This window comes from Mucilaginibacter agri (assembly GCF_009928685.1).
Taxonomy (GTDB): domain Bacteria; phylum Bacteroidota; class Bacteroidia; order Sphingobacteriales; family Sphingobacteriaceae; genus Mucilaginibacter; species Mucilaginibacter agri.
This window is the reverse complement of the sequence record NZ_WWEO01000043.1, coordinates 1-20597: the sequence shown is the minus strand read 5'-3', so window position 1 is coordinate 20597 and position 20597 is coordinate 1. Positions and strand designations below refer to the sequence as shown.

Annotated in this window: 20 protein-coding genes and 1 tRNA gene; 10 read left to right on the top strand and 11 right to left on the bottom strand. The window is 41.6% G+C overall.

Annotated elements, in window-relative coordinates:
• Window positions 1–75: 75 nt before the first annotated feature.
• Window positions 76–954 carry a GTPase Era gene (gene era, locus GSY63_RS12950; protein WP_166586250.1) on the bottom strand — a complete coding sequence of 293 codons (879 nt, stop codon included), beginning with the start codon at window positions 952–954 and terminating at the stop codon, window positions 76–78.
• A 78-nt stretch (window positions 955–1032) separates the two neighbouring features.
• Between era and GSY63_RS12945 the strand changes: the two genes are divergently transcribed.
• A tRNA-Met gene (locus GSY63_RS12945) sits at window positions 1033–1109 on the top strand.
• A 208-nt stretch (window positions 1110–1317) separates the two neighbouring features.
• Here the strand turns inward: GSY63_RS12945 and GSY63_RS12940 are convergent.
• The gene (locus GSY63_RS12940) at window positions 1318–3696 is read right to left on the bottom strand and encodes an ABC transporter permease (protein WP_166586249.1); all 2379 of its coding nucleotides are present in this window, start codon (window positions 3694–3696) and stop codon (window positions 1318–1320) included.
• 523 nt (window positions 3697–4219) lie between these two features.
• Here GSY63_RS12940 and GSY63_RS12935 point away from each other — a divergent pair.
• The 3 genes from GSY63_RS12935 to GSY63_RS12925 all read left to right on the top strand — a co-directional run bounded on the left by GSY63_RS12935 (window position 4220) and on the right by GSY63_RS12925 (window position 6241).
• Window positions 4220–5206, top strand: coding sequence for a hypothetical protein (locus GSY63_RS12935; RefSeq protein WP_166586248.1), 987 nt, complete (start codon window positions 4220–4222; stop codon window positions 5204–5206).
• A 135-nt stretch (window positions 5207–5341) separates the two neighbouring features.
• Window positions 5342–5647 (top strand): ArsR/SmtB family transcription factor, encoded by a 306-nt coding sequence (locus GSY63_RS12930; protein WP_166586247.1) that lies wholly within the window; start codon window positions 5342–5344, stop codon window positions 5645–5647.
• 99 nt (window positions 5648–5746) lie between these two features.
• Window positions 5747–6241: an SRPBCC family protein gene (locus GSY63_RS12925; RefSeq protein ID WP_166586246.1), complete on the top strand. Its 495-nt coding sequence runs from the start codon at window positions 5747–5749 to the stop codon at window positions 6239–6241.
• 24 nt (window positions 6242–6265) lie between these two features.
• Here the strand turns inward: GSY63_RS12925 and GSY63_RS12920 are convergent, their stop codons facing one another.
• The 6 genes from GSY63_RS12920 to GSY63_RS12895 all read right to left on the bottom strand — a co-directional run bounded on the left by GSY63_RS12920 (window position 6266) and on the right by GSY63_RS12895 (window position 11755).
• On the bottom strand, window positions 6266–7351 hold the full coding sequence (locus tag GSY63_RS12920) for an MBL fold metallo-hydrolase (protein WP_166586245.1): 1086 nt from the start codon (window positions 7349–7351) through the stop codon (window positions 6266–6268).
• A gap of 90 nt (window positions 7352–7441) precedes the next feature.
• A complete protein-coding gene (locus GSY63_RS12915) occupies window positions 7442–8170 on the bottom strand; it encodes an esterase family protein (protein ID WP_166586244.1) in 729 nt (242 codons plus the stop codon).
• 66 nt (window positions 8171–8236) lie between these two features.
• Window positions 8237–8827, bottom strand: a complete 591-nt coding sequence (locus tag GSY63_RS12910; RefSeq protein ID WP_166586243.1) for an SGNH/GDSL hydrolase family protein — start codon at window positions 8825–8827, stop codon at window positions 8237–8239.
• 127 nt (window positions 8828–8954) lie between these two features.
• Window positions 8955–9740, bottom strand: coding sequence for a helix-turn-helix domain-containing protein (locus GSY63_RS12905; RefSeq protein WP_166586242.1), 786 nt, complete (start codon window positions 9738–9740; stop codon window positions 8955–8957).
• A gap of 8 nt (window positions 9741–9748) precedes the next feature.
• The gene (locus tag GSY63_RS12900; RefSeq protein WP_166586241.1) at window positions 9749–10786 is read right to left on the bottom strand and encodes an SDR family oxidoreductase; all 1038 of its coding nucleotides are present in this window, start codon (window positions 10784–10786) and stop codon (window positions 9749–9751) included.
• 99 nt (window positions 10787–10885) lie between these two features.
• Window positions 10886–11755: a helix-turn-helix domain-containing protein gene (locus GSY63_RS12895; protein WP_166586240.1), complete on the bottom strand. Its 870-nt coding sequence runs from the start codon at window positions 11753–11755 to the stop codon at window positions 10886–10888.
• 110 nt (window positions 11756–11865) lie between these two features.
• Here GSY63_RS12895 and GSY63_RS12890 point away from each other — a divergent pair, with 110 nt between their 5' ends.
• On the top strand, window positions 11866–12678 hold the full coding sequence (locus GSY63_RS12890; RefSeq protein WP_166586239.1) for a class I SAM-dependent methyltransferase: 813 nt from the start codon (window positions 11866–11868) through the stop codon (window positions 12676–12678).
• A gap of 10 nt (window positions 12679–12688) precedes the next feature.
• Here the strand turns inward: GSY63_RS12890 and GSY63_RS12885 are convergent, their stop codons facing one another.
• Window positions 12689–13408 carry a 3-keto-disaccharide hydrolase gene (locus GSY63_RS12885; RefSeq protein WP_166586238.1) on the bottom strand — a complete coding sequence of 240 codons (720 nt, stop codon included), beginning with the start codon at window positions 13406–13408 and terminating at the stop codon, window positions 12689–12691.
• Between the two features lie 161 nt (window positions 13409–13569).
• Window positions 13570–13989, bottom strand: a complete 420-nt coding sequence (locus tag GSY63_RS12880; RefSeq protein WP_166586237.1) for a DUF5675 family protein — start codon at window positions 13987–13989, stop codon at window positions 13570–13572.
• 232 nt (window positions 13990–14221) lie between these two features.
• On the opposite strand from GSY63_RS12880, the gene GSY63_RS12875 reads away from it, so the two are divergent.
• The 5 genes from GSY63_RS12875 to GSY63_RS12855 all read left to right on the top strand — a co-directional run bounded on the left by GSY63_RS12875 (window position 14222) and on the right by GSY63_RS12855 (window position 19152).
• Window positions 14222–14539, top strand: coding sequence for a hypothetical protein (locus tag GSY63_RS12875; protein ID WP_166586236.1), 318 nt, complete (start codon window positions 14222–14224; stop codon window positions 14537–14539).
• A 22-nt stretch (window positions 14540–14561) separates the two neighbouring features.
• Complete coding sequence (locus GSY63_RS12870) at window positions 14562–15122, top strand: dihydrofolate reductase family protein (RefSeq protein ID WP_166586235.1); 561 nt, start codon at window positions 14562–14564, stop codon at window positions 15120–15122.
• 366 nt (window positions 15123–15488) lie between these two features.
• On the top strand, window positions 15489–16646 hold the full coding sequence (locus tag GSY63_RS12865; protein ID WP_166586234.1) for a M48 family metallopeptidase: 1158 nt from the start codon (window positions 15489–15491) through the stop codon (window positions 16644–16646).
• A gap of 5 nt (window positions 16647–16651) precedes the next feature.
• A complete protein-coding gene (locus GSY63_RS12860; protein WP_166586233.1) occupies window positions 16652–18181 on the top strand; it encodes a DUF6770 family protein in 1530 nt (509 codons plus the stop codon).
• 389 nt (window positions 18182–18570) lie between these two features.
• On the top strand, window positions 18571–19152 hold the full coding sequence (locus GSY63_RS12855) for a porin family protein (RefSeq protein WP_166586232.1): 582 nt from the start codon (window positions 18571–18573) through the stop codon (window positions 19150–19152).
• Between the two features lie 115 nt (window positions 19153–19267).
• On the opposite strand, the gene GSY63_RS12850 is transcribed toward GSY63_RS12855, so the two are convergent.
• A complete protein-coding gene (locus GSY63_RS12850) occupies window positions 19268–20350 on the bottom strand; it encodes an alkaline phosphatase family protein (protein ID WP_166586231.1) in 1083 nt (360 codons plus the stop codon).
• Window positions 20351–20597 lie beyond the last annotated feature (247 nt).

Genomic DNA, 20597 nt, shown 5'->3' with positions numbered 1-20597 from the left:
CTTTCTTATTATGCAATTAAAAACATCAACCAAGCCATCTTGGTGTCGGATTCCTGTCTCTTGCTTCTCTTAAAATTAGTCTTCGTACCCGAATTGTTTCAGGTAGTTCTTTTTGCTGCGCCAGTCGGTAATTACTTTTACAAACATCTCCAGGAAAATCTTCTTCTGGAAAAACTCCTCCATGCTGCGGCGTGCATAAGTACCAACAATTTTAAGCATCTCGCCGTTTTTACCTATGAGGATGTTCTTTTGCGAATCGCGCTCCACAATAATCTCGGCGCTTATGCGATATAGCTTATCGCCCTCTTCAAACTTGGTAATAATAACCTCGGTGCTGTAGGGGATCTCTTTTTTGTATTGTTTAAACACCTGCTCGCGGATCATCTCCGAAGCAAAGAAGCGGTCGTTACGATCGGTCAAAAAGTCTTTCTCGTAATAAGCAGGGTGCTCGGGCAGGTTCTCCAAAATGAAATCCATAATGGCTTTCACGTTATGCTGGTGCAGGGCCGAAATTGCAAAAATTGCTTTCGGGTTTAGTTTTTCCTGCCAGTATTCAATTTTTTGCTTAACGGTTTCTTCGTCGCTCTGGTCAATCTTGTTAATCAATACCGCAATCGGTGCATCCGATTTTTGCAGTTTGATCATTACATCGCCTTCGTCGTACTTCTCGTTAATATCGGTAACCAGCAAAATCAGGTCGGCATCTACAATGCTTCCATCAACTTGGTGCATCATGCTTTCCTGCAACTGGTACGCCGGTTTAATAACGCCGGGGGTGTCAGAAAACACAATCTGATAGTCGTCGGTATTAACAATACCTAAAATACGATGACGCGTAGTTTGTGCTTTGGGGGTAATGATAGACATTTTCTCTCCCACCAGCGCGTTCATCAGTGTTGATTTACCTGCGTTGGGTTTACCAATAATGCTTACAAAACCTGCCCTATGACTCATATAAAAATATTTAATTTTTTATTTGGAGTACAAAGAAACGAATTATATCTTTGCAGTCCAATAAAAAACACAAGATAGTGCGGGATGGAGCAGTTGGTAGCTCGTCGGGCTCATAACCCGAAGGTCGTAGGTTCGAGTCCTGCTCCCGCTACCCAAGGCCTTTCAGAGAAATCTGAGAGGCTTTTTTATTTTAGCTCGTCGGACTCGTAACCCGAAGGTCGTAGGTTCGAGTCCTGCTCCCGATACAGGACGAGTAAAAAGCGTTTAGAGAATTCTGAGAGGCGTTGTTCTTTAGTTTATCTAACTTATATCTGCCTTTTAACAGATATAAGTTAGCATATTATTTAGTAGGAAGGCAAATAACTACTCCGCCCTAAGATTTTTTACCGGGTTAGCCAGTGCTGCTTTAATGGACTGGTAACTTACCGTTAACAATGCTATCGCCATAGATAAAACACCTGCCATCGCGAATACCCACCAACTTATACCGATACGATAATTATAATTCAGCAACCACTTATGCATTCCCCAATAGGCTACCGGGGAGGCTATGATAAACGAAATTATGATCAACGAAATCAATTCCTTAGATAATAATCCTGTAATTTCCGTTACCGAAGCACCTAAAATCTTCCGGATCCCTATCTCTTTCACCCTATTTTCGGCCATGTAGGCAGCTAAGCCAAACAGCCCAAGGCAGGAAATAAAGATAGTCAGGCCGGCAAATAACGCTGCAAGTGATCCCAGTCGCTGCTCGCTATCAAATTTCCTGGCGTAGGCCTCGTCTACAAATTTGTAATCGAAAGGGTATTGCGGATTATACTTCTTAAAAATCCCTTCTGCTTTTTTCAGGTTATCAGCGGTCGAATTCTTACCGTTTAGTTTGATTTGGATTGTGTTGAAAGTCATAAATCCTCCTTTAGCGCCACATAGCAACAAAGGTCTCGTTGGCTCGTAAGGATTGGTTAAAATAAAGTCTTTGATTACGCCCACTATATGCCAATCCACACCCAGATCACTCACTTTTTTTCCTATCGGTTCTTTAAACTTCATGACTTTTAGCGCCGATTCATTAATGATCAAACCAGTGGAGTCCGTAGGGAATTGCTTCAGATCAAAGTCCCGACCTTTAATAAATTGCAGTCCGGCGGTTTTACCCAGTGCCTCATCGGCCATATAACGATCGAAGGAAATTTGTTGATCAGGATCTTTACCTTCCCAGTTTTGTCCCCAACCATCGCTCCAACGCTCAGTGAGGGGCGAATTAGTTTTTGATACCGCTATAGCAATCCCAGACGTTAATAAATCATTTTTGATAAGGGAGTAATTCTGAGAGATATCGCCCGTCAGGAAATGATAAATCAAATGGTCGCGGTTATAACCCGTTTCACGATTCCGGGCATAATCAATTTGCTGCTTAATAATAATTGTACACGTGATAAGCGCTATAGCAAAGGTAAACTGGACAATAACCAATATTTTACGCGGATTTACGATTGCATCTACTCTTTTAAATGTACCTTTTAATACTTTAACCGGCTGAAAAGATGACAAGAAGAATGCTGGGTAACTTCCCGCCAAAAGACCGGTTAAGAGTATAAATCCGACGAAAAACAGCCACGTATTTAATACCTCAAAATTGATAAAAAGGTTATTTTGGGTGAAATTGTTAAATGCGGGCAGGCAAAGCAACACAATCATTACCGCAATGATTCCCGCCAAAGTGGCCATGATAACGGATTCCGTAATAAATTGTATAATAAGCGAATTTTTTTGGGCTCCTGCTACCTTTCGTATACCCACTTCTTTAGCACGTTTTTCGCTTCGGGCTGTGCTTAAGTTCATAAAGTTTATACAGGCAATCAATAAAATGAATGAAGCTATAACACCGAGCAAGTTAATGGATTTAATTCGCCCGTTGCCATCCTCTACACCATTGGTAAAGCTTGAATGCAAACGCCAGCGTTCTATAGGATATAAGAAAAACTCCCATTTAAATTTCTTTGCTTCTTCATCATAGCGTTGTTTTAAAGGTCGTACTTTGGCCGATGCAGCGGCGAAGCTAACATTACGTTTTAATAAAACATACGTTGATGTACTATTATCATTCCAGCCTAAATCTTGCGCCTTTTCAACCTTTATGGCATTCCATGGCAGCAGATAATCGTAATTAAAACGTGTATTATCTGGCATATCTTTCAATATACCGCTAACCGTATAACTGTCTTTATTGTCGAGGGTAACCATTTTACCCATAGGGTTTTCGTCGCCAAATAAGGCCTTTGACGTCTTTTCTGTAAGTAAGATGGAATGTATTTCGTTCAGCGCTGTGGTAGCATTCCCTCTTAATAATGGAAAGCTAAATACCTGCAAAAAACCTGTATCTACTGCCGCACCTGATATCATCATTTTTTTTTCGCCTACCGAAAAAAGCTTGTTGTTTACATCCTTTACCCGCACAGCACGTTCTATTTCGGGCACATCCTTCTCCGTTACTCGGGCCAATGGGGCAGATACATGATTTGATACGCCCAGGTCGCCATGATCGTTAACATGGTTCCAAACCTCATAAATGCGGTCCTTATTTTCGTGAAACCGATCGTAACTCACTTCGTTTTGAATCCACAATAAAATCAAAATTGCAGAAGCCATGCCTATAGCCAACCCCGTGATATTTAAAAAAGAAAATCCTTTGTTACGCAACAAACTACGATAACCTATCTTGAAAAAATATTTGATCATGATTCAATCTTTGCTGGTGTAAGTGGATCATTATATGCAACAACCAATCAAGTGCCTAAAATACAAGATTGTGATTTTAAGCAACTTATTTAATATTTAAAAATCAAAAACGTCCGCTTTTGGTACAAGATGTGTTCGGATTTGATCTGGTATGTATGGATTAAAAAGGGATTTTATAACAACAAAACCAAGCTTGAATAGACTGGATAATTATAGCTAATTGCCTGAACCTTTCCGACAAATGGTTCGACTTTAGTCCTATCCCGCTATCCAGAAAGAAAAGCCTTAATAGAAATACTGAGGCTTTTTTTGGGTTCAGGATGTTTACTCATCAATTGTGAATCAAATCGTTACCCCCAAGCCTTGTCGCCATCATTATATACCCATACCTTCACCCTGATCTCCGCACTTCTATAAATCTAACTACCACTTTACAATAGTCTGTCCATTAATAGCCCTTTTACGGCTGCTAACTTCATTTACTGTGAAAATTGTGTCTTAACCCCAACATAAATCACTCGTTATGAAAAAGTTTCTAATCATTTGTACTGTGTTTTTGGTATTTAATTTTTCTTGTAAGAAAGAGAGCGGAGAAGAAATAACGCCAGCAACAAAAACCCAACCGCTTGATGTTGTACCAATGGCCCATGCTGCTCCCCGCCAGTTTATTGTAATTGATGGCAAGTATAACACGTCGGGCAACGCCGACGGTAACGGCTTAAAGGCATTATTTAACAGGCCTCTGAGCATTTTTGTTAATGCTGATGGATCGTTGTTAGTTGCCGATCACGATAATGGGCTTATCCGTAAAATTAAATCAGATACTGTTGTTTCCACATTGCATTTTCCGATGGTGAAAAATGGCGTAAGTTTCGAAGGCGCTTTTCCGTTGGATGTTGCCGAAACAACAGATGGCGCTATCGGAATCACCGGGACGGTGGACACCCCAGACTTCAATTTTTATTATGGCTTATGGGTCTTTAATCCTAATGGACAATCGGCTGGTTATTCGGTACAGCCACATAGCAACGGGATTGAGTATGGCGGTATAGATAAAGATGTCAACGGCGGCTATTTTTGGTATACCGGAGATACTGGAGTAAGCACCATATCGTCAACCGGAACCGGCTACAGTAGCAACACAACCAACAATGTAAACGGCGGCAGGGAATTTGGGTTTGGAGATCTTAGTTCGTGCTCGAACGGTGTAAAATATATTATACAAGGGGCTGGGCTCTATAAGCTAACCAAGGAAGGTGTATTGGCTAGAATTTTAAAGAATTTAAGTTTTAATAACATTAGCAGTATATGCGCAAGCACTGGTGGAGATAAATTATATATAGCAGATAACGGCGTTATCAAAGTGATCAGTAACATGTCGGCCGCTACGGCGAGTGTAACCACGCTGCTGTCAGGACAAGAAGTTTCTTATATCGCTTTATCAAACAGCGAAAAGTATTTGTATTTCACAAGCTCGGCACATCATACCGTAAATAAACTAACACTTTAACTCACCAACACGAGCCTTTCAGAGAAATTCTGAAAGGCTTTTCTACTGCTTACGGATGTGACAAAAAAAATTAGAAAAAATTTGCGCAGTTGATTGACTGCATTTATATTTGCAGTCAATCAACTGCATATATAAATGAGACGAGATGTTTTCCAAGCCGTTGCCGACCCCACACGCAGGGCTATTTTGGGCTTACTGGTAATGGGAGCCATGACACCCAATGCTATAGCAGAGCACTTTGACAGCACAAGGCAAACGATATCGAAGCATATTCAAATCTTAACCGAATGCGAAGTACTGACACAGAAAAAGATCGGCAGGGAAATATACTATCACTACAACCACGAAAAAATGAAAGAGATTGATGTATGGCTGGAGCGTTTACGCAAGATGTGGGAACAAAGCTTTGATCAGTTAGATAATCTCCTAGACAACATTTAAATAGCTATGGCAGGCAATTGGGGAGTTAAACAGACTTTGCCCTAAAGCCGCCAGATGAATTGCGAATTTTTGAATAACCCAAATATAAAACCACTTAAAATGACAAACATGATATTCGAAAAAGACCTTGCTGCTAAAAAGATTCATGTAGTACGTGAGTTTAACGCACCAGTTGAAAAAGTGTGGAGAGCCTGGACAGAACCTGCCCTGCTCGAAAAATGGTGGGGACCGAAACCCTGGGTAGCCAAAACCAAATCGATGGACTTTACAGTAGGCGGCGCCTGGCTATATGCTATGGAGGGGCCAGAGGGACAGAAGCACTGGAGCTATGTAAAGTTTACCACCATAGAAAAAGAAAGCAAGTTTGCTACCGACGCCATGTTCTCCGACGAAGAGGGCAATACATTGCCGGGCGCACCGGTAAGCCATTGGGATAATAAATTTATGGCCGAAGGCAATAAGACCAAAGTAGTGATAGACCTTAGTTTTGATAATGACGCCGATATTAAAATGTTGGTAGAAATGGGATTTGAAGGTGGCTTTACTATTGGCCTTAACCAACTTGAAGAATTACTGGCTATAGAACAGGCATAACGTTTTTTTGACAAAGATCACAACCTATTCAAAATCCCACCAATCTGCTGTCCTGGGCACATCGCCCAGGGCATAAGGTTCTCCGATACGCGGAACGTGTACCGGCATACCCAATTTTGCTGCAGCTGGGAGAAGCGTTTTTATAGGTTCATTCCAGGGGTGATTAGCTTCCGGAAACTTGGCCCAATGGATAGGTTGCAGCAAACGGGCACGCAGATCAACAGCGGCCTGGGCCGGTTGCCCAAGGCCCATGTGAACATATATCTGATTATACTGCCCACACTCTAAAAGCGCCAGATCAAACGGGCCATATTGTTGCCCTATCTGTTTAAAGTGGGTGCCATAACCGCTGTCGCCACTATAAAAAAGCCGGTATTTATTTATTTGTATCACATAAGATGCCCAAAGTGTTTTATTTTCTGTAAGCACACGTTTGCTATGGTGCTGTGCCGGTGTGGCAGTAATCTGAAGCCCACCGGGCAGCGTTGTGGATTGGTTCCAATTCAGCTCAATTATTTTCTTCGGATCAAAACCCCAGTATACGAGATCCGACCTTACCCCCATGGGCACTACGGCCATTTTAATACGGTCTTTCAGCTTTCTCAGAGTGCTATAGTCTAAATGATCGTAGTGATCGTGCGAAATGATCAACACATCAATTGGCGGCATGTCCTCAGCCTTATAATTTTTAGTACCCTTAAACGCTTTTAGCACTCCCGGCACCGGCGATGCCTGGTTACTAAAAACCGGGTCGATGAGTATATTACCCTGCGCGCTTTTGATCAGCAAAGATGAATGCCCGAACCAAACAATGGTTGGCGGAGTTGCAGCCAATGTCAGTAAATTAGTTTTTACCCATGGCAGATCAGTAGCGGGGCGGGTAGGTTTCTGGCGCTTACGGAAGATAAAAAGAAAATGGTCGTACTTGGCGGTAGAATCGGGATGTTTGGCCAAATTTTGGAAGGCGCCATCTTTATAATTAGGCAACGTATCCAGTCGGGCAAGCTCATCACCTGCAGGCTTTTTCCCCAGCGATTTTATAAACCCACAACCAGTAATTGCTGTCAGCAATAATGCGGCCATTGCGTTCTTCCAACAACCATTCTTCATACCTTCAAAAATGCTAATAATAGAGGCGATAATGAATACCTGTTGAAATAACTACCTTGCCTTTGGTAAATAACCTAAGCCGAGAAGTTTTTAAAGATAAAGCGGTGCCATCTTTCGCCAACTTTTGGGGCTGTGTGCGTATCCCTGCCAGGTATAAAACTTGTGATTTATGCCTTTCCAACCCAATGCCTCGCTAAAGTCGTAATTATCGGGCATAAACGGATCGGTTTCACCTATTGCAATCAACATATCCAATCGACGGATAGCATCAAGCATGCATTGATCTTCCATATTAGCCATAAACTGGCGGGGCATATTAAAATAAATATCCTGGTTATGGTAACCGTTAAACAGGTCGCGAAAATATTGAACAGATCGGGTAAGATCATAGCGGCCGCTCATGCAAACCAGCTTATTGAATAGCTGGGGATGTTTAAGGGTAATATTTGCGGCATGATAAGCTCCCATACTGCAGCCGGCAACTTCAATATCATTATTGGGGTTTATGGTATTCATTAGCGGCAAAACCTCGCAAAGTATGTACTGCTCGTACTGCAAATGCCTATGCATCTTCTCGTGTGGCTGTGCCCAGTCATTGTAAAAACTCTCACAGTCAACACTATCAACACAGAATAACTGAAGTTCGCCATTGCTTATACGATCGCGGAGGGATTCGATGATACCCCAGTTCTCGTAATCATAAAAACGGCCCATGCGCGGCGGAAAGAAAAGCACGGCTCTGCCAGCGTGACCAAAAACCAGCAGCTCCATATCCCGACCCAAGCGATCGCTATACCACCGGTGATATTCCCTGTTCATCAGTAAGGTTACTTTTTGCTGAAAGATCTGCGTTGCAGATTAACTACCCGTCAAAATACGGTTAATTTATGAGCTTATGGCCTTCTTAATAATATCCGACCAAAGTGCATAGCCTTGCGCACTCAAATGCAGGCCATCCGGTGCAAAATATTTGGCGTTTGGCTTTCCATCTACGTTAAGCATCGGGTTAAAAACGTCAATAAAATGCCAGTCGGGATGATTACTTGCTATATCCTCCGATATAATTTTGTTGGTAAATCTAAACTGATCGGCCATGTTCCAACGGCTGAAACTGGGTTTTAAAGAAATAAAATAGCAGGGTATGTCACCAAAACGTTTAGTTGTTTTTGCAGCAAGTTGTTGAAAAAAGATAAATACTTCTTCGGGATGCCTGCCATCGCCCAAATCGTTGTCGCCGGCATATAAAACCAGGCGTTGAGGCTTGTACCCAACCATTACACGATCAAAAAACCAGGTACATGCAGCCATTGTAGAACCCCCAAACCCAAGATTAACAGGATTAAATTCCTCCAGATCCTTTGCGAGGCTGGTCCACAAACGGATAGACGAACTGCCGTAGAACAGCGTATCAGGCTCGCGGATTACCTTAGTCCGTACCCGCTCCAGGCGTTTTATCTCGTCTTCGTACCAAAACATTGCTGCACTTTTAAATATCGCCAAACCTAAATAAATGATTGCAAACCCCGCATTATAAGTGCAAAAAGGTGTATGATATTGTCAGGCAATATCATACACCTTAATAAAACCGATGGCCTGGTAGTTCTTAATAAGCATTTACACTGGCAGGACTATAGCCAAAAAGCTTTTTGAACGCAAACGAAAAATGGGAAAGGTTTTCGAACCCCGCGTCGAGATAAACTTCGGAGGGTTTACGCTTTTGTTCAACAATTTGATAATGAGCCAGCTCTAATCTTTTCTTAGTTAACCACCTGCCTGGTGTATTTTTAAACGCGCTCTTAAAATCTTTCTTAAATGTAGTAAGGCTCCTGCCGGTTAGGTAGCCAAACTTTTCTACCGGCAGGTTAAACATGAAATTTTGTTCCATAAACTGCACCAGGTCCAGCTTACCCGGTGCTTCAAAATGCCCCAGCAAGCCGTCGGCCGCATTGTTAATGGCGCGCAAAACATGGATTGCTTCGGCCACTTTCAGGGCTGCGATATCGCCAGGCAGCGCATCGGCCAAATCAAAGTACGGCCCTAAAGAATTAAACAGGCTTTGAAGCAACGGATGATCAGTAAAAACTACCGGTTCATTACTCCTTGGCGCCAGTGGTTTAACATTGCTGTAATAACGTTTTAATCGGTCGTTGCGAAAAACAACTGATATGGCCACACAAGGCTCCCCGTTCATAGGCAGTTTGCTCATTCGCCCTAATTGGTCGCGTGGAAACAAAACGGTATCACCCGGAAAGAAGCGAAAACAACGGTCGGCGGCAACAATCCTTACCTCACCTGATATCACACGCACGAGCGCAGGCTGCGGGAGTGTGAGCTCCCGGCTGTAATGGGCTTCCTTTTTACATGACACAAAAACTTCGGCAACCTCCATAGTGCAAGTTACAATAAATTGAGCCTTATGAGACTGTCTGCCGTGGCCAATATCGCCTCCTGGGTAGTACGCGGCGACCAACCTAACATGCGGATAGCTTTAGCACTGGTGGTATTCATATTAATACCCAACAGGGGCACAATGCTTTTAATTTTAGGATCTTTCATTGCCAATACTTTCAACAGGGTGTTTGGCAATTGCTTTACGTTTACTTTGGCAGCAGCTTCCCCGAGGTTCTCTTTCAATATCCTGGCTACGTCAATCAACCAAATACTTTCGCCTGCAGTGGCAATAAATCGTTCGCCAGCTGCAACAGGATTGGTCATGGCGCGCAGGTGCAAGTCGGCAACATCGCGTACATCAACAAAGCAGGAGTTAATTTTAGGCGAACCAGCCATCTTACCTGTCAACAGGTTTTTAATAATATCGATAGAATGCGAATACGCTGGTCCCAGCACAGGCCCCATTACCGCAGTTGGGTTAACCGCAGCAAGCTCTAACCCATTGCCCTCGCGTTCAATAAATTCCCATGCTGCTTTTTCGGCTAGTGTTTTCGACTTTTGATAAGCCGGCGCAGTTGTCGTGTTTGTCCAGCTGTTTTCATCATAAGGTTCCGTTTGGTTAGGGTGGCCGTAAACCACCGCCCCAATGGCCGATGTTAAAACTACGCGTTTTACGCCAGCATCCCTGGCTGCACGCAGTACGCGTAATACACCTTCGCGGGCAGGAACAATCATTTCATCTTCGTGCTTGAAGTTGAGTTTAGGCGTCGGAGACGCCACATGCAGCACATAAGTGCAGCCTTTTACAGCCTCTTCCCAATGATCGCCGGCAGAAAGATCGGCCTGAATAAATGTTAACCTGGCACCTGCGTCTACCCCACCTTCTTGCAACATGGCCCTTACCTGTGGTTCCCGATTTAATGAGCGCAATGTTGCCCTTACTCGATAGCCTTCATTTAATAATTGAATTATGCAATGCACGGCTATAAACCCGGCACCACCAGTAACCAGCACTAATTTTTCGTTATTCGAACTTGTATTCATCTTTTTATTTATTTGATGAAGCAAAATTCGCGTTTATCGAAACTGAAGATTTTGTTTAAAAGTCGTAGTCTACTTTGTTTAAAAGTCGCGCATCGAAAATTACTTCTCCCGAACACTTGAAGGACTTAGTCCGAATTTCTGCTTAAAAGCTCTGCTAAAATGTGAGGCGGTTTCAAAACCACTTTCAAAAGCAATTTCATTAATGGATTTCTCGCTGTTTACAATAAGGCTTTTGGCGTGCAGCAGCCTTTTTTCTAAAAGCCATTTACCCGGCGTAGTATTAAACGTGCTTTGAAAATCTCGTTTAAATGTTGACAGGCTCCTGTTACTTAGTTTCGCAAATTGCTCAAGTTTAAGATTGAAGCGGAAGTTATCGTCCATTAACCGTTGCAAAGCAACGGGGCGTGGCTCATGAATCAGCGCGCAGAAATAAGCGAGCATCTCTTTATTAAAGGGGTTATCGGCAATTGTGAGGATCAGCTCTTTAAATTTAAGCTCCAGAAGTAATGGATCAGGCTCTTTCGATTGGCCGAAATAGGAAGACATCGATAAAAAGAAAGCCTCCAGTGTTTGATTAGTTTCCAGCGCAATTACTTGTTTGTGTGTGAGCCTTTTGCGATCAGGCATATCAAGTTTGGCACTCAGGGTGTGGCATATAAACTCATCGGGGATAAAGAAAAGCACGATACAAAACCCAATATCCCAAAACTGCTCGAGAATAAAGGCGCCTTTACGCATAAACATACAGCTTCCCTGTTCAACTGGATAAACACCATCGGCAGTATGCCATATCTTCTTTCCCTCCACCACATAAAAAAGGCAGTTGTATTGGGTCCACAACTCGGCAAATTTAGTTTTCATTAACCGGGCTTCGGCGGGGCAATTGAATGCCGTAATGAGGCTATCATTACAGTTAAACTGGCGGTGATAATTGGGATACTGTAATACCCTTTCGTAAAAATTGATCATTGCGGGCGCAAATCTGTGATTAATAATGTGGCCTTTAAAGTCATGATTATGAACGTTTAATATAAGTAAAGAAATTGGGTTTCATTTAACTTTGAAGAAAACAAAGTACTATGAATCCAAACAAAGCTCTATGGGAGAAAGGCGACTTTACCAAAATCGCCGAAACAATGCGCGCCAGCGGAGAACAGCTGGTTGCCGATCTGGGTATTACTAAAAACATGCAAGTGCTCGATCTTGGCTGTGGTGACGGAACAACCGCCATACCGTCGGCCAAGCTTGGTGCAAATGTACTGGGGGTTGATATCGCTGAAAATCTGGTAGCCGCCGGAAACGCACGGGCAAAAGCAGAAGGACTAAGCAATTGCACTTTTCAGGAAGGCGATGCTACCGATTTGCACGGCATTGCCGATAATACTTTCGACATGGTGGTAAGCATATTCGGTGCGATGTTTGCCCCGAAGCCGTTTGACGTGGCCAAAGAAATGGTTAGGGTTACCAAACCCGGCGGGAAAATTGTAATGGGTAACTGGATCCCCGGCGATCCTACACTGGTGGCTCAGATCCTCAGAATCAGTTCCGCTTATACCCCGCCACCTCCCGAAGGTTTTGTTAGCCCAATGCTTTGGGGTGTAGAAGACCAGGTAAAAGAGCGTTTTACAAGTGCAGGTGTCTTGCCTGAAAATATAAGCTTCAGCAAAAAAACGTTTACATTCAATGTCGATTATAAACCTGCAGAATTTGTTCAGTTATTTAAAGCATACTATGGGCCAACAATGAATGCTTTTGAGGCGGCAGAAAAAAATGGAAAGTCGGCAGAATTGCAACAAGAACTGGAAGCTTTGTTCGCTGCTCAAAATAAGAGCAGTGATCCGAACCGTACTTCGGTAAATGCGACCTTTTTATTGGTTGAGGTAAAGAAATAAGCCATCTGCGTTACAGTTCCCGAATCTTGATATTCCTAAAAGAAACACCCTTGGTCCAATCCTGTAAAGCTATTCGGCCATAGCTATATTGGCCATATTCTGGATAGGCTTTGAAATGGCTGTTCTTAATTTTATCAGCCCATTCGGGGGCTTTTAGATCTTGTTCGGCGGTAAGTGTACCATTTAAATAGAATGATAGCTTACCGTTTTTTTGTATAATTTCGGAATGATTCCATTCGCCGTTCGGCTTGTTTTTGGCTGGATGTAATTGCGGGCCAAAGGCAAAAAGGCACCCCGATACTTTACTCGGAATTGATGCGTCCTGATGCTTATCACCAAGCAATTGATACTCTGGCCCCGATGCCCAGGCTGTAGGAATATCTTTACGCTCCAAAACATTTACAAACACTCCGCTATTCCCGGTTTCCGGTATCTGCCAATCGAAAACAAGATCGTAATTAGTAAACGAGTCATCAGACACGAGGTCGCCGTGATCGATGTTGATATCGGGATTACAATATAAAGTGCCATCTTTTACTAACCAGGTGTTACCAATATTACCAACGTTATATAAGTGCCATCCGGCTGTCGAGGTTCCATCGAACAAAAGCTTCCACTTTTCGCTTTTTTCTTTCTCGGTTAATTGATTTTCCTTCGAAGCTTCATTTTGGCAAGCACCAAACAAAAGGGACAGCAAGCATAAAGCGGCTAATTTCTTAAATGTCGACATATTGGCTATCAAGTGGTTTTGAGGTTTGCATTGGTTATGCAGTATTGTAAAGATATAAATGAAAAAGAAATGAGCAACATAGGGGCATAACAAATATAAATCTCCCAAAGCCTCGAAACTTTGGACAGCAAAACGATAAAAGGTGTTTTTTAGGCTATACCTTATTCATGCGTTATCGTGATAAACATCTTCTCTTTCTTCTCAATACCTTTAAGTGTTGCCACCAGATTTGCCACCTTGCTGGCGCAATTCCAAATTTTGGTTTGCATATCGCTTTCGGCCCCTACAAGAATACAGCCTTCCGAATCGGCTGCGGTATTACCTCCATGAATTCTGATCCCTTCAAAAAATTTAACATTCAAAAGTAGTGGCAAATATTTCTGAAAATGATTGCTAAAGCTCAAAACCACTTCATAGCGGCCATAATCAATAGCGGTTCTGTTTTTAATTTTGCCGCTGCCATCGGGCATTAAGTTCCTTACGGTGTCTTCGCATGTAAAGGCATAAAACGCATCATTTAAAAACATTTTTCCCAAAGTACAGTCGGGTTTAAACACCGAACGGATAAGTTTAAGTTCCATGATTTTTATTTTTATGATTATTTATAATTACGATTCAGCCCCCCCCCGCAACCCACTGTGTTTCAGCGCAAGTTTATTCCCTGGCGGGGTGTTTTAAATTATGTATCAACCCCGAACACCCACTGTTTCAAAAACGATCAAACTTTACTTATACAATATCGTAATTATTTGACTACCAATACAATAAAAATATGGCACCTGATTTGACGCATGTTAAGCCAAATCAAATGCCATGGATTCCAACAAGAGGTTTATCATCAGGCGTACCATGTCGCAAGAGCGGTTTGAAGTGCTCTGGAAAAAACGCATGGAAGGTGAGTGCACCCTAAGAGAGTTAGCGGAAATGGATGAAATTATCAACCGTGATCCGATGGTTCGCCAGTTTGTATTAAAGGAAATGGAAGATGCGGAATTGCCCCCGCGCAATGACGAGCCGAACACTTCACCGCCAGCAACACCCCAACTTAAAACCCTTGGCGACAAGATAAAGTCGTTCTTAAAGCGACTGATCAACTTTTTCATGAGCGATTCGGAATGGGTAATCAGTTGACGCTCGTTTAATCTGAAAAATTATGAGGAAACTAATTGCAGCAATCAACATGACGCTCGACGGCTTCTGCGATCATACAGCGTCAGTTGCAGATGAAGAACTACACAAGCACTACAACGAATTATTAAGTAATGCAGGCGCCCTTTTATACGGCAGAACAACCTACCAGTTAATGGAGAGTTACTGGCCGGCTATTGTAGAACACCCCACCGGCAATAAAGCAGTTGACGAGTTTGCTGTACTTATAGATGATATTCAGAAAATCGTTTTTTCGCGTACGTTAAAAAGTGTCGACTGGAAAAATTCTGTATTAAAACACGAAGTGATTAAAGATGATATTTTAGAACTGAAGCAACAAGCCGGCAACAACCTTTTTGCGGGCAGCCCCGGTTTAATAGCAGAGTTTATAAATCTTGGCTTAGTTGACGAATACCAGATCTGCGTGCATCCAATTATTTTAGGAAGCGGGTTGCCGTTATTTAAAAATATGGCGAACAGAGTTGATTTAAAACTCTTAAAAACAAAAGAATTTGCTTCGGGCGCGATAGTTCAATACTACGAGCCGACCGCACCCAGGGTTTAAGCCAAATAAAGACCAACGTTATAACCATTCTGCTATCACTGTCTAATGTTTCTTATAGGAGGATGCCGGTATTCTTTTTTTGCATCTTTCTATCTGCAATATGCGTATAACGCCAATAGTTTTAATATATTAAGATAGATACCTCTATTTAACTTGACCTGTCACTCTTTTTATTTTACATCGTTCGGGAATCGGCTACTTATTAGCTATACTTTTCTGTTTTCATTCCTAGTACTATGCTCCGCCAAAGTTTCTGCTCAAAATAACGTTTACACATCTCTTGGCTTTTCTGGTTATCATCTTTTTTTAGATTCAAATACAGCAGCGAATGGTCATTTACTGGATAACAAGTTTCGGAAACAATATTTGGCAATAATTGAGAGGAAAAACAAAGAGCTCGAAAGAAAATACAATGAAAGGGGCTTTTTATTTGACAATCAAGCCTGGCCATATCTGCAGTCTATAATCGATCATATCATCCGGGAGAATCATCTGGATAAAAGCCATTATCACTTCTTCGTCGACAGATCATCGGTAGTTAACGCCTACAGTTACGAGGACGGAACGGTGGTATGTAACCTGGGACTGGTAAGCATTGTGGAAAATGAAAGCCAGTTGGCTATGGTTCTTTGCCATGAACTGGGACATTGTATTCTAAATCACGTCAACACAGCTATTCTTAAACAATTAAGTAAGCTTAGTTCGCCCGAACTTTTAAGACAAATCAAGGCTATCCAGAAGAACGGATATAATCAAAAAGAGAAGCTGGAGAGTTTGATGCTTAACACAATTTTTGATGAAAGGAGGCATGATCGTGAACAAGAAAAGGCCGCTGACTCATTAGCAATGATCCTATTTTCGCATACAGAATATAATGGGCAAAATGTTTCCGGTATTTTTGACCTCCTAGACTCTGCCGATAAAAATGTGGCGGCGATAAACATCAGTACCTTTTTTAAGCGAGAAAGCATTGATCTCGATGCCGAACTTTCGCCCCCCGACAAACCTCTCGGTTTTGGGAATCAACTCAGCAAAGAACGATCAGATTCCTTACAAACACATCCCGATTGTGCACAACGAAAAGTATGGATGCAAAATTTTTTTGCCCAAAGTCCTAAATCAGGAAAGGACTACCTTTTTGCCAATAACTCACAATTAAATGAGATCAAGAAAATGGCTTGCCTTAATGCGGCACTTTATTCTAAAGATCAAAATCATCTCAGCATGTACCTCTTTCAACTCATACAAGCCAGCGCATACTATCCCCAAAACGCTTTTATCACTGCTGAGTTGTTTACCACCATGGTCAGTTTAAGTAAACATATGAAGGCACACACCCTTCACCAGGTGGCAGAAAATCAATATAATACCGACGATAAGAATGACCAATACACAACGCTGTTAAAACTATTGGACAATTTAAGTTCGTGGCAAATGGCAGACATCGCAACCAGATACTTTAACAACAATAAACTATTAATTAATGCTTCTACCGAAGCCCTAAACACAATTAACAACCATTAAGTAAAATGAAACTACGACTACTTGCTACTGCTCTTTTATTTTTGAGTATAAGAGGATCTGCCCAAAACGTTACCAAGGTTTTCGACAAAGTAAAAGATGTAACTGTAAAAGACTTCGGAAGTATTAAAAAAAACAACGTTATAAAAGGTTATTACACTTTCTATGAGTTTGATAAGGTGGACAGAAAAACAATCTTATTCAGGCTGAATCTGCTGGATGAGAATTTAAATCCAATTGGTACAGGCGATATTACAGGGCCTAAAAGCTGGTCGTTGCTTACCAGTGGGTTTGATGGCACTAACTTTTGCTTTAAATTTTACGACGAAAAAGAGAAAACAATAGAACTAAGGGTATACGACCAACAAGCTAAAGAAATAGCTGCAAACACATTAAAAACCAATTACAATACTAACAGCAATACCTACCAAACTTTTGGCCAAATTGTGGGCGCCGATATTTATACTGTTGGTAATGCTGGCTTTTGTAATTACACATTTAACGACCCCAACAACTCGTTTGTAATTACCTACATCAATAATAACAGCCAGGCTTCGTGGCAACAAACTTATGAGCCAGAAGCTAAATCAAAAGCTGTAGTACCCAAGTTTTTAACAGGCGACGACGAAATGATTCTTACAGGAATAACAAGAATTGATAAAGGCCTTTACAGTTTAAAAACAGCGCAGTCTATTGCGGCATATAACACAAAAAATGGCAGCAAGCTTTTTGATGTATCAACAACTTTTGGCGAAAACCATGTTGTACCGATTAATGCAATACTTGAAGACGGAAAAATAACTATTATAGGTCTTAATTACTTAAGTGAGAAAACATACACTTCGGCTCCTGAAGGGTTAGCTTTTATACAAATGGACCGAACCGGAAAAGTTTTAAAAAGCAGCTTTAAAACTTTTGATGAGTCTTTTGGTAAATATTTACCGATAGAGAACCACCAGCTTACCGGTGGGTATTATTTGTATTTCCACAATATAATCCGCTCAAACAGAAACACCAATTTGATTATTGCAGAGAAATTTAAAAAGGCAGCTGATGCAGGCGGAATTGCGCTATCATTAGTGGGAGGAGGACCTATAAAGCTTAAATTAGAAAACATGGTAGTTTTGGAATATGACCTGGAAGGGAATATTAAAACCGCAACAGAAATTCCTAAAGCAATGACCTCAACTGCGCCATTCCCTTCGTACTCCGGTTTTTTTCCAGCCTATTATCTGGCTTCGTGGGCTAATGGATTAGGCTTAATGGACTACATGTTTACTACACAAAACAGCGACAATTCTGAAATTGCGTTTAGTTTTGTTGATCATGGCAAAATTGATGACGCCTCGAAAAGCACCGATAATTTTGGCCAGATAAAATACAAGAATGGGACGCTTACTACGGATAAACTACCAATTAAGGACGAAAAAGCCACCCTTTCGAGATTTTTACCAGCCAAGTCGGGCCATGTACTCCAAATGAATTACTTTAAAAAGGATAAGAAATTAGAAATGAATTTAATTAAACTCAACAACTAAAAGTAATTAACTTCAATTTCGAAAAGCCTCTCAGGTAAACCTGGGAGGCTTTTTTTATTAAACCCGGCATATTCACCAGCAATAATTCTGCATCGCCAAATGCCAGAGAAAAACATAATCTGTTTCACTTTTCAAAATATCCGATTCGTTTTGTTGCAAATCACAATGCGTTTCACTTTAAAAGATGAAACGCATTGAAGTTAAATTTTACCGCATTTCAACAATACGCAGATATATTTGCACATATCCCAAAATATCTGTGAACCGGATATTTGTAATTGGCGTTTCCGTCCAATTAATTAGCCGCAACTATCTCAAGCAAACGCCTCCGCAAAAGCCCTAAAAGTTGAATCTATTTTTCATTTATAATTTAATTAAATCTTACAGCTATGAAAAAACTTTTAATCCTTAATCTTATTGCATTGTTTGCTTTCGGGCTCTCTGCCAGGGCGCAGATCCAGCAGGGCAATGTATTTGTTGGTGCAAACTTTGCCAACATAAACCTTGGCTTAGATAACGCAAAGGTTTTTAGCCTTAGCATATCACCCAAGGCAGCGTGGTTTGTACAGGACAATGTAGCCCTGGGCGGATATTTAAACTTTGGCGTACAGAGCGCGCATAACAGTAACACCATTATTAATTATGGGGTGGGTGCATTAGGCCGGTACTACACAGGGTCTGACGTAGCCATTATACAGCACGGGCGCTTTTTTGCTGAAGGTACCGTCGGCTTCGGCGGACTAAATGCCAGCAACGGCGGTGGCAATACCAACGGCATCGATTTTAGTGTTGGCCCTGGCTTCGCTTATTTTGTTACACCCAATATCGGCATCGAAACTTTATTTAAATACAACGGCGTAGGCGGCTTTGGCAGCGCAGGCTATCAGAGCAATTTAATGCTATCGTTTGGCTTGCAAATTTATCTGCCCGGCAAGGGCACAGCCAAAAAGATGGCAGGCGACGTAAAGTAATTGATATTTACACATTTTATTTACCAAACAAAAACCGGCCCCAACATGGGGCTTCTTTGTCGAACACAACGCCTGGACATTTATATCCAGGCTTTGTGTTTAGGGGTGATTCACTTTATTTAAAAACTGACACAATTGGAGCACCAACCGGGTGATTTGCCACGAAATTAAATCCAAGCAAATTGGCTATAGTTTGAGCAATCTGATCCTGATAGATTTGACCGGCAGATTTCACTTCTCCGGTGACAGGGGTGTCGGGACCAATTACAGCCAGCCAGGTTTCATTTGAATGTGCGGTATTAGAGCCATGGTCTGTCCATTGATTTATCAACCCGCGCCCGTGATCGGGGCATATCACAAACGTGGTTTTATCTTTATAGAGCGGATCGTTCTGATACATTTTCCAGAGATTGCCAATCATCGTATCTAAATAATGGATAGCGTCAAGGTAAGAATCATATTGCCCTGCGTGCGCAAGATCGTCGGGGTCATCAAAATCTATATAGGTAACTTTTGGATGGTTAGCCGCGATATAAGTTTTGGCAATGGCGTAAGTATTTAAATCCCAACGAACCCCTTTGCCAAAGTAATCTGGCAGATAATTTTGCAACTCGTTAGCGAGCTTCTGTGATTCGGTAAGGTTTGGCCCTTCCACACTCTCAAACGGATTAATGAGCGGCATATGATTGCGGTCGCGGTTTACAATCTTTGCAACGGCATCCCAACCAGATATGGTAACCACTTTATTTTCGTAGCCTTTTTGTTTATTGATAAACTCAAATACGTTAATGTTAGGATTATTAGGATACTCGTTAGAATTAACCAAACTATCATAATAGCCGCATATTGTTTCACTGCGCCCCGGGTAAGAAAACCAATACTTATTTTTAACATTTACTTTGTTATCTAAATCCCGGTTACCATAAAGCTGACCTTGTGTAGTCAGAGTGCTCCAGAAAAATGGCATCAATTTTTTACGGCGTTCATTTGATGTTGCAGCCCAATATTTCCTATAAAGTTCGACAGAATCCTGACGGCGAAATTTTTTATTGCTCAAAATAGCAGAGTCTGCACCTCTGAATATTTCTTCCCAGCGAAAGCCATCGATAGAAATAAATACTACATTTTGAGTTTTCTTTTTTTGGGCAAAGCCACTAAGTGCGACAAGTAAAAGCAGAAAGGTTAAATATCTTTTCATAGCGTGAAGTTGTTTAGCAATTCTAAACATTGTATATAAATCCACAAGCAAGGGATTGTTAAATGTCTGTAAATAGTATTGCGTTGCTAAGAATGCTTTTGCTTAGTGACAATACTATTAAGTTATTAATGCGAATCAAGGGTTAAAAGACAAGATAAATAAAAGCGGCAGCAATTTTACCAAAAACATGAATAAGCAAACCCTTTGTTGATCTGACCTTACTGGCTCTCTGTATATCCGTTTTTGT

Coding starts and splice junctions, on each gene's coding strand:
- era (WP_166586250.1), bottom strand. CDS start 954: ATGAGTCATAGGGCAGGTTTTGTAAGCATTATTGGTAAACCCAACGCA.
- GSY63_RS12940 (WP_166586249.1), bottom strand. CDS start 3,696: ATGATCAAATATTTTTTCAAGATAGGTTATCGTAGTTTGTTGCGTAAC.
- GSY63_RS12935 (WP_166586248.1), top strand. CDS start 4,220: ATGAAAAAGTTTCTAATCATTTGTACTGTGTTTTTGGTATTTAATTTT.
- GSY63_RS12930 (WP_166586247.1), top strand. CDS start 5,342: ATGAGACGAGATGTTTTCCAAGCCGTTGCCGACCCCACACGCAGGGCT.
- GSY63_RS12925 (WP_166586246.1), top strand. CDS start 5,747: ATGACAAACATGATATTCGAAAAAGACCTTGCTGCTAAAAAGATTCAT.
- GSY63_RS12920 (WP_166586245.1), bottom strand. CDS start 7,351: ATGAAGAATGGTTGTTGGAAGAACGCAATGGCCGCATTATTGCTGACA.
- GSY63_RS12915 (WP_166586244.1), bottom strand. CDS start 8,170: ATGAACAGGGAATATCACCGGTGGTATAGCGATCGCTTGGGTCGGGAT.
- GSY63_RS12910 (WP_166586243.1), bottom strand. CDS start 8,827: ATGTTTTGGTACGAAGACGAGATAAAACGCCTGGAGCGGGTACGGACT.
- GSY63_RS12905 (WP_166586242.1), bottom strand. CDS start 9,740: ATGGAGGTTGCCGAAGTTTTTGTGTCATGTAAAAAGGAAGCCCATTAC.
- GSY63_RS12900 (WP_166586241.1), bottom strand. CDS start 10,786: ATGAATACAAGTTCGAATAACGAAAAATTAGTGCTGGTTACTGGTGGT.
- GSY63_RS12895 (WP_166586240.1), bottom strand. CDS start 11,755: ATGATCAATTTTTACGAAAGGGTATTACAGTATCCCAATTATCACCGC.
- GSY63_RS12890 (WP_166586239.1), top strand. CDS start 11,866: ATGAATCCAAACAAAGCTCTATGGGAGAAAGGCGACTTTACCAAAATC.
- GSY63_RS12885 (WP_166586238.1), bottom strand. CDS start 13,408: ATGTCGACATTTAAGAAATTAGCCGCTTTATGCTTGCTGTCCCTTTTG.
- GSY63_RS12880 (WP_166586237.1), bottom strand. CDS start 13,989: ATGGAACTTAAACTTATCCGTTCGGTGTTTAAACCCGACTGTACTTTG.
- GSY63_RS12875 (WP_166586236.1), top strand. CDS start 14,222: ATGGATTCCAACAAGAGGTTTATCATCAGGCGTACCATGTCGCAAGAG.
- GSY63_RS12870 (WP_166586235.1), top strand. CDS start 14,562: ATGAGGAAACTAATTGCAGCAATCAACATGACGCTCGACGGCTTCTGC.
- GSY63_RS12860 (WP_166586233.1), top strand. CDS start 16,652: ATGAAACTACGACTACTTGCTACTGCTCTTTTATTTTTGAGTATAAGA.
- GSY63_RS12855 (WP_166586232.1), top strand. CDS start 18,571: ATGAAAAAACTTTTAATCCTTAATCTTATTGCATTGTTTGCTTTCGGG.
- GSY63_RS12850 (WP_166586231.1), bottom strand. CDS start 20,350: ATGAAAAGATATTTAACCTTTCTGCTTTTACTTGTCGCACTTAGTGGC.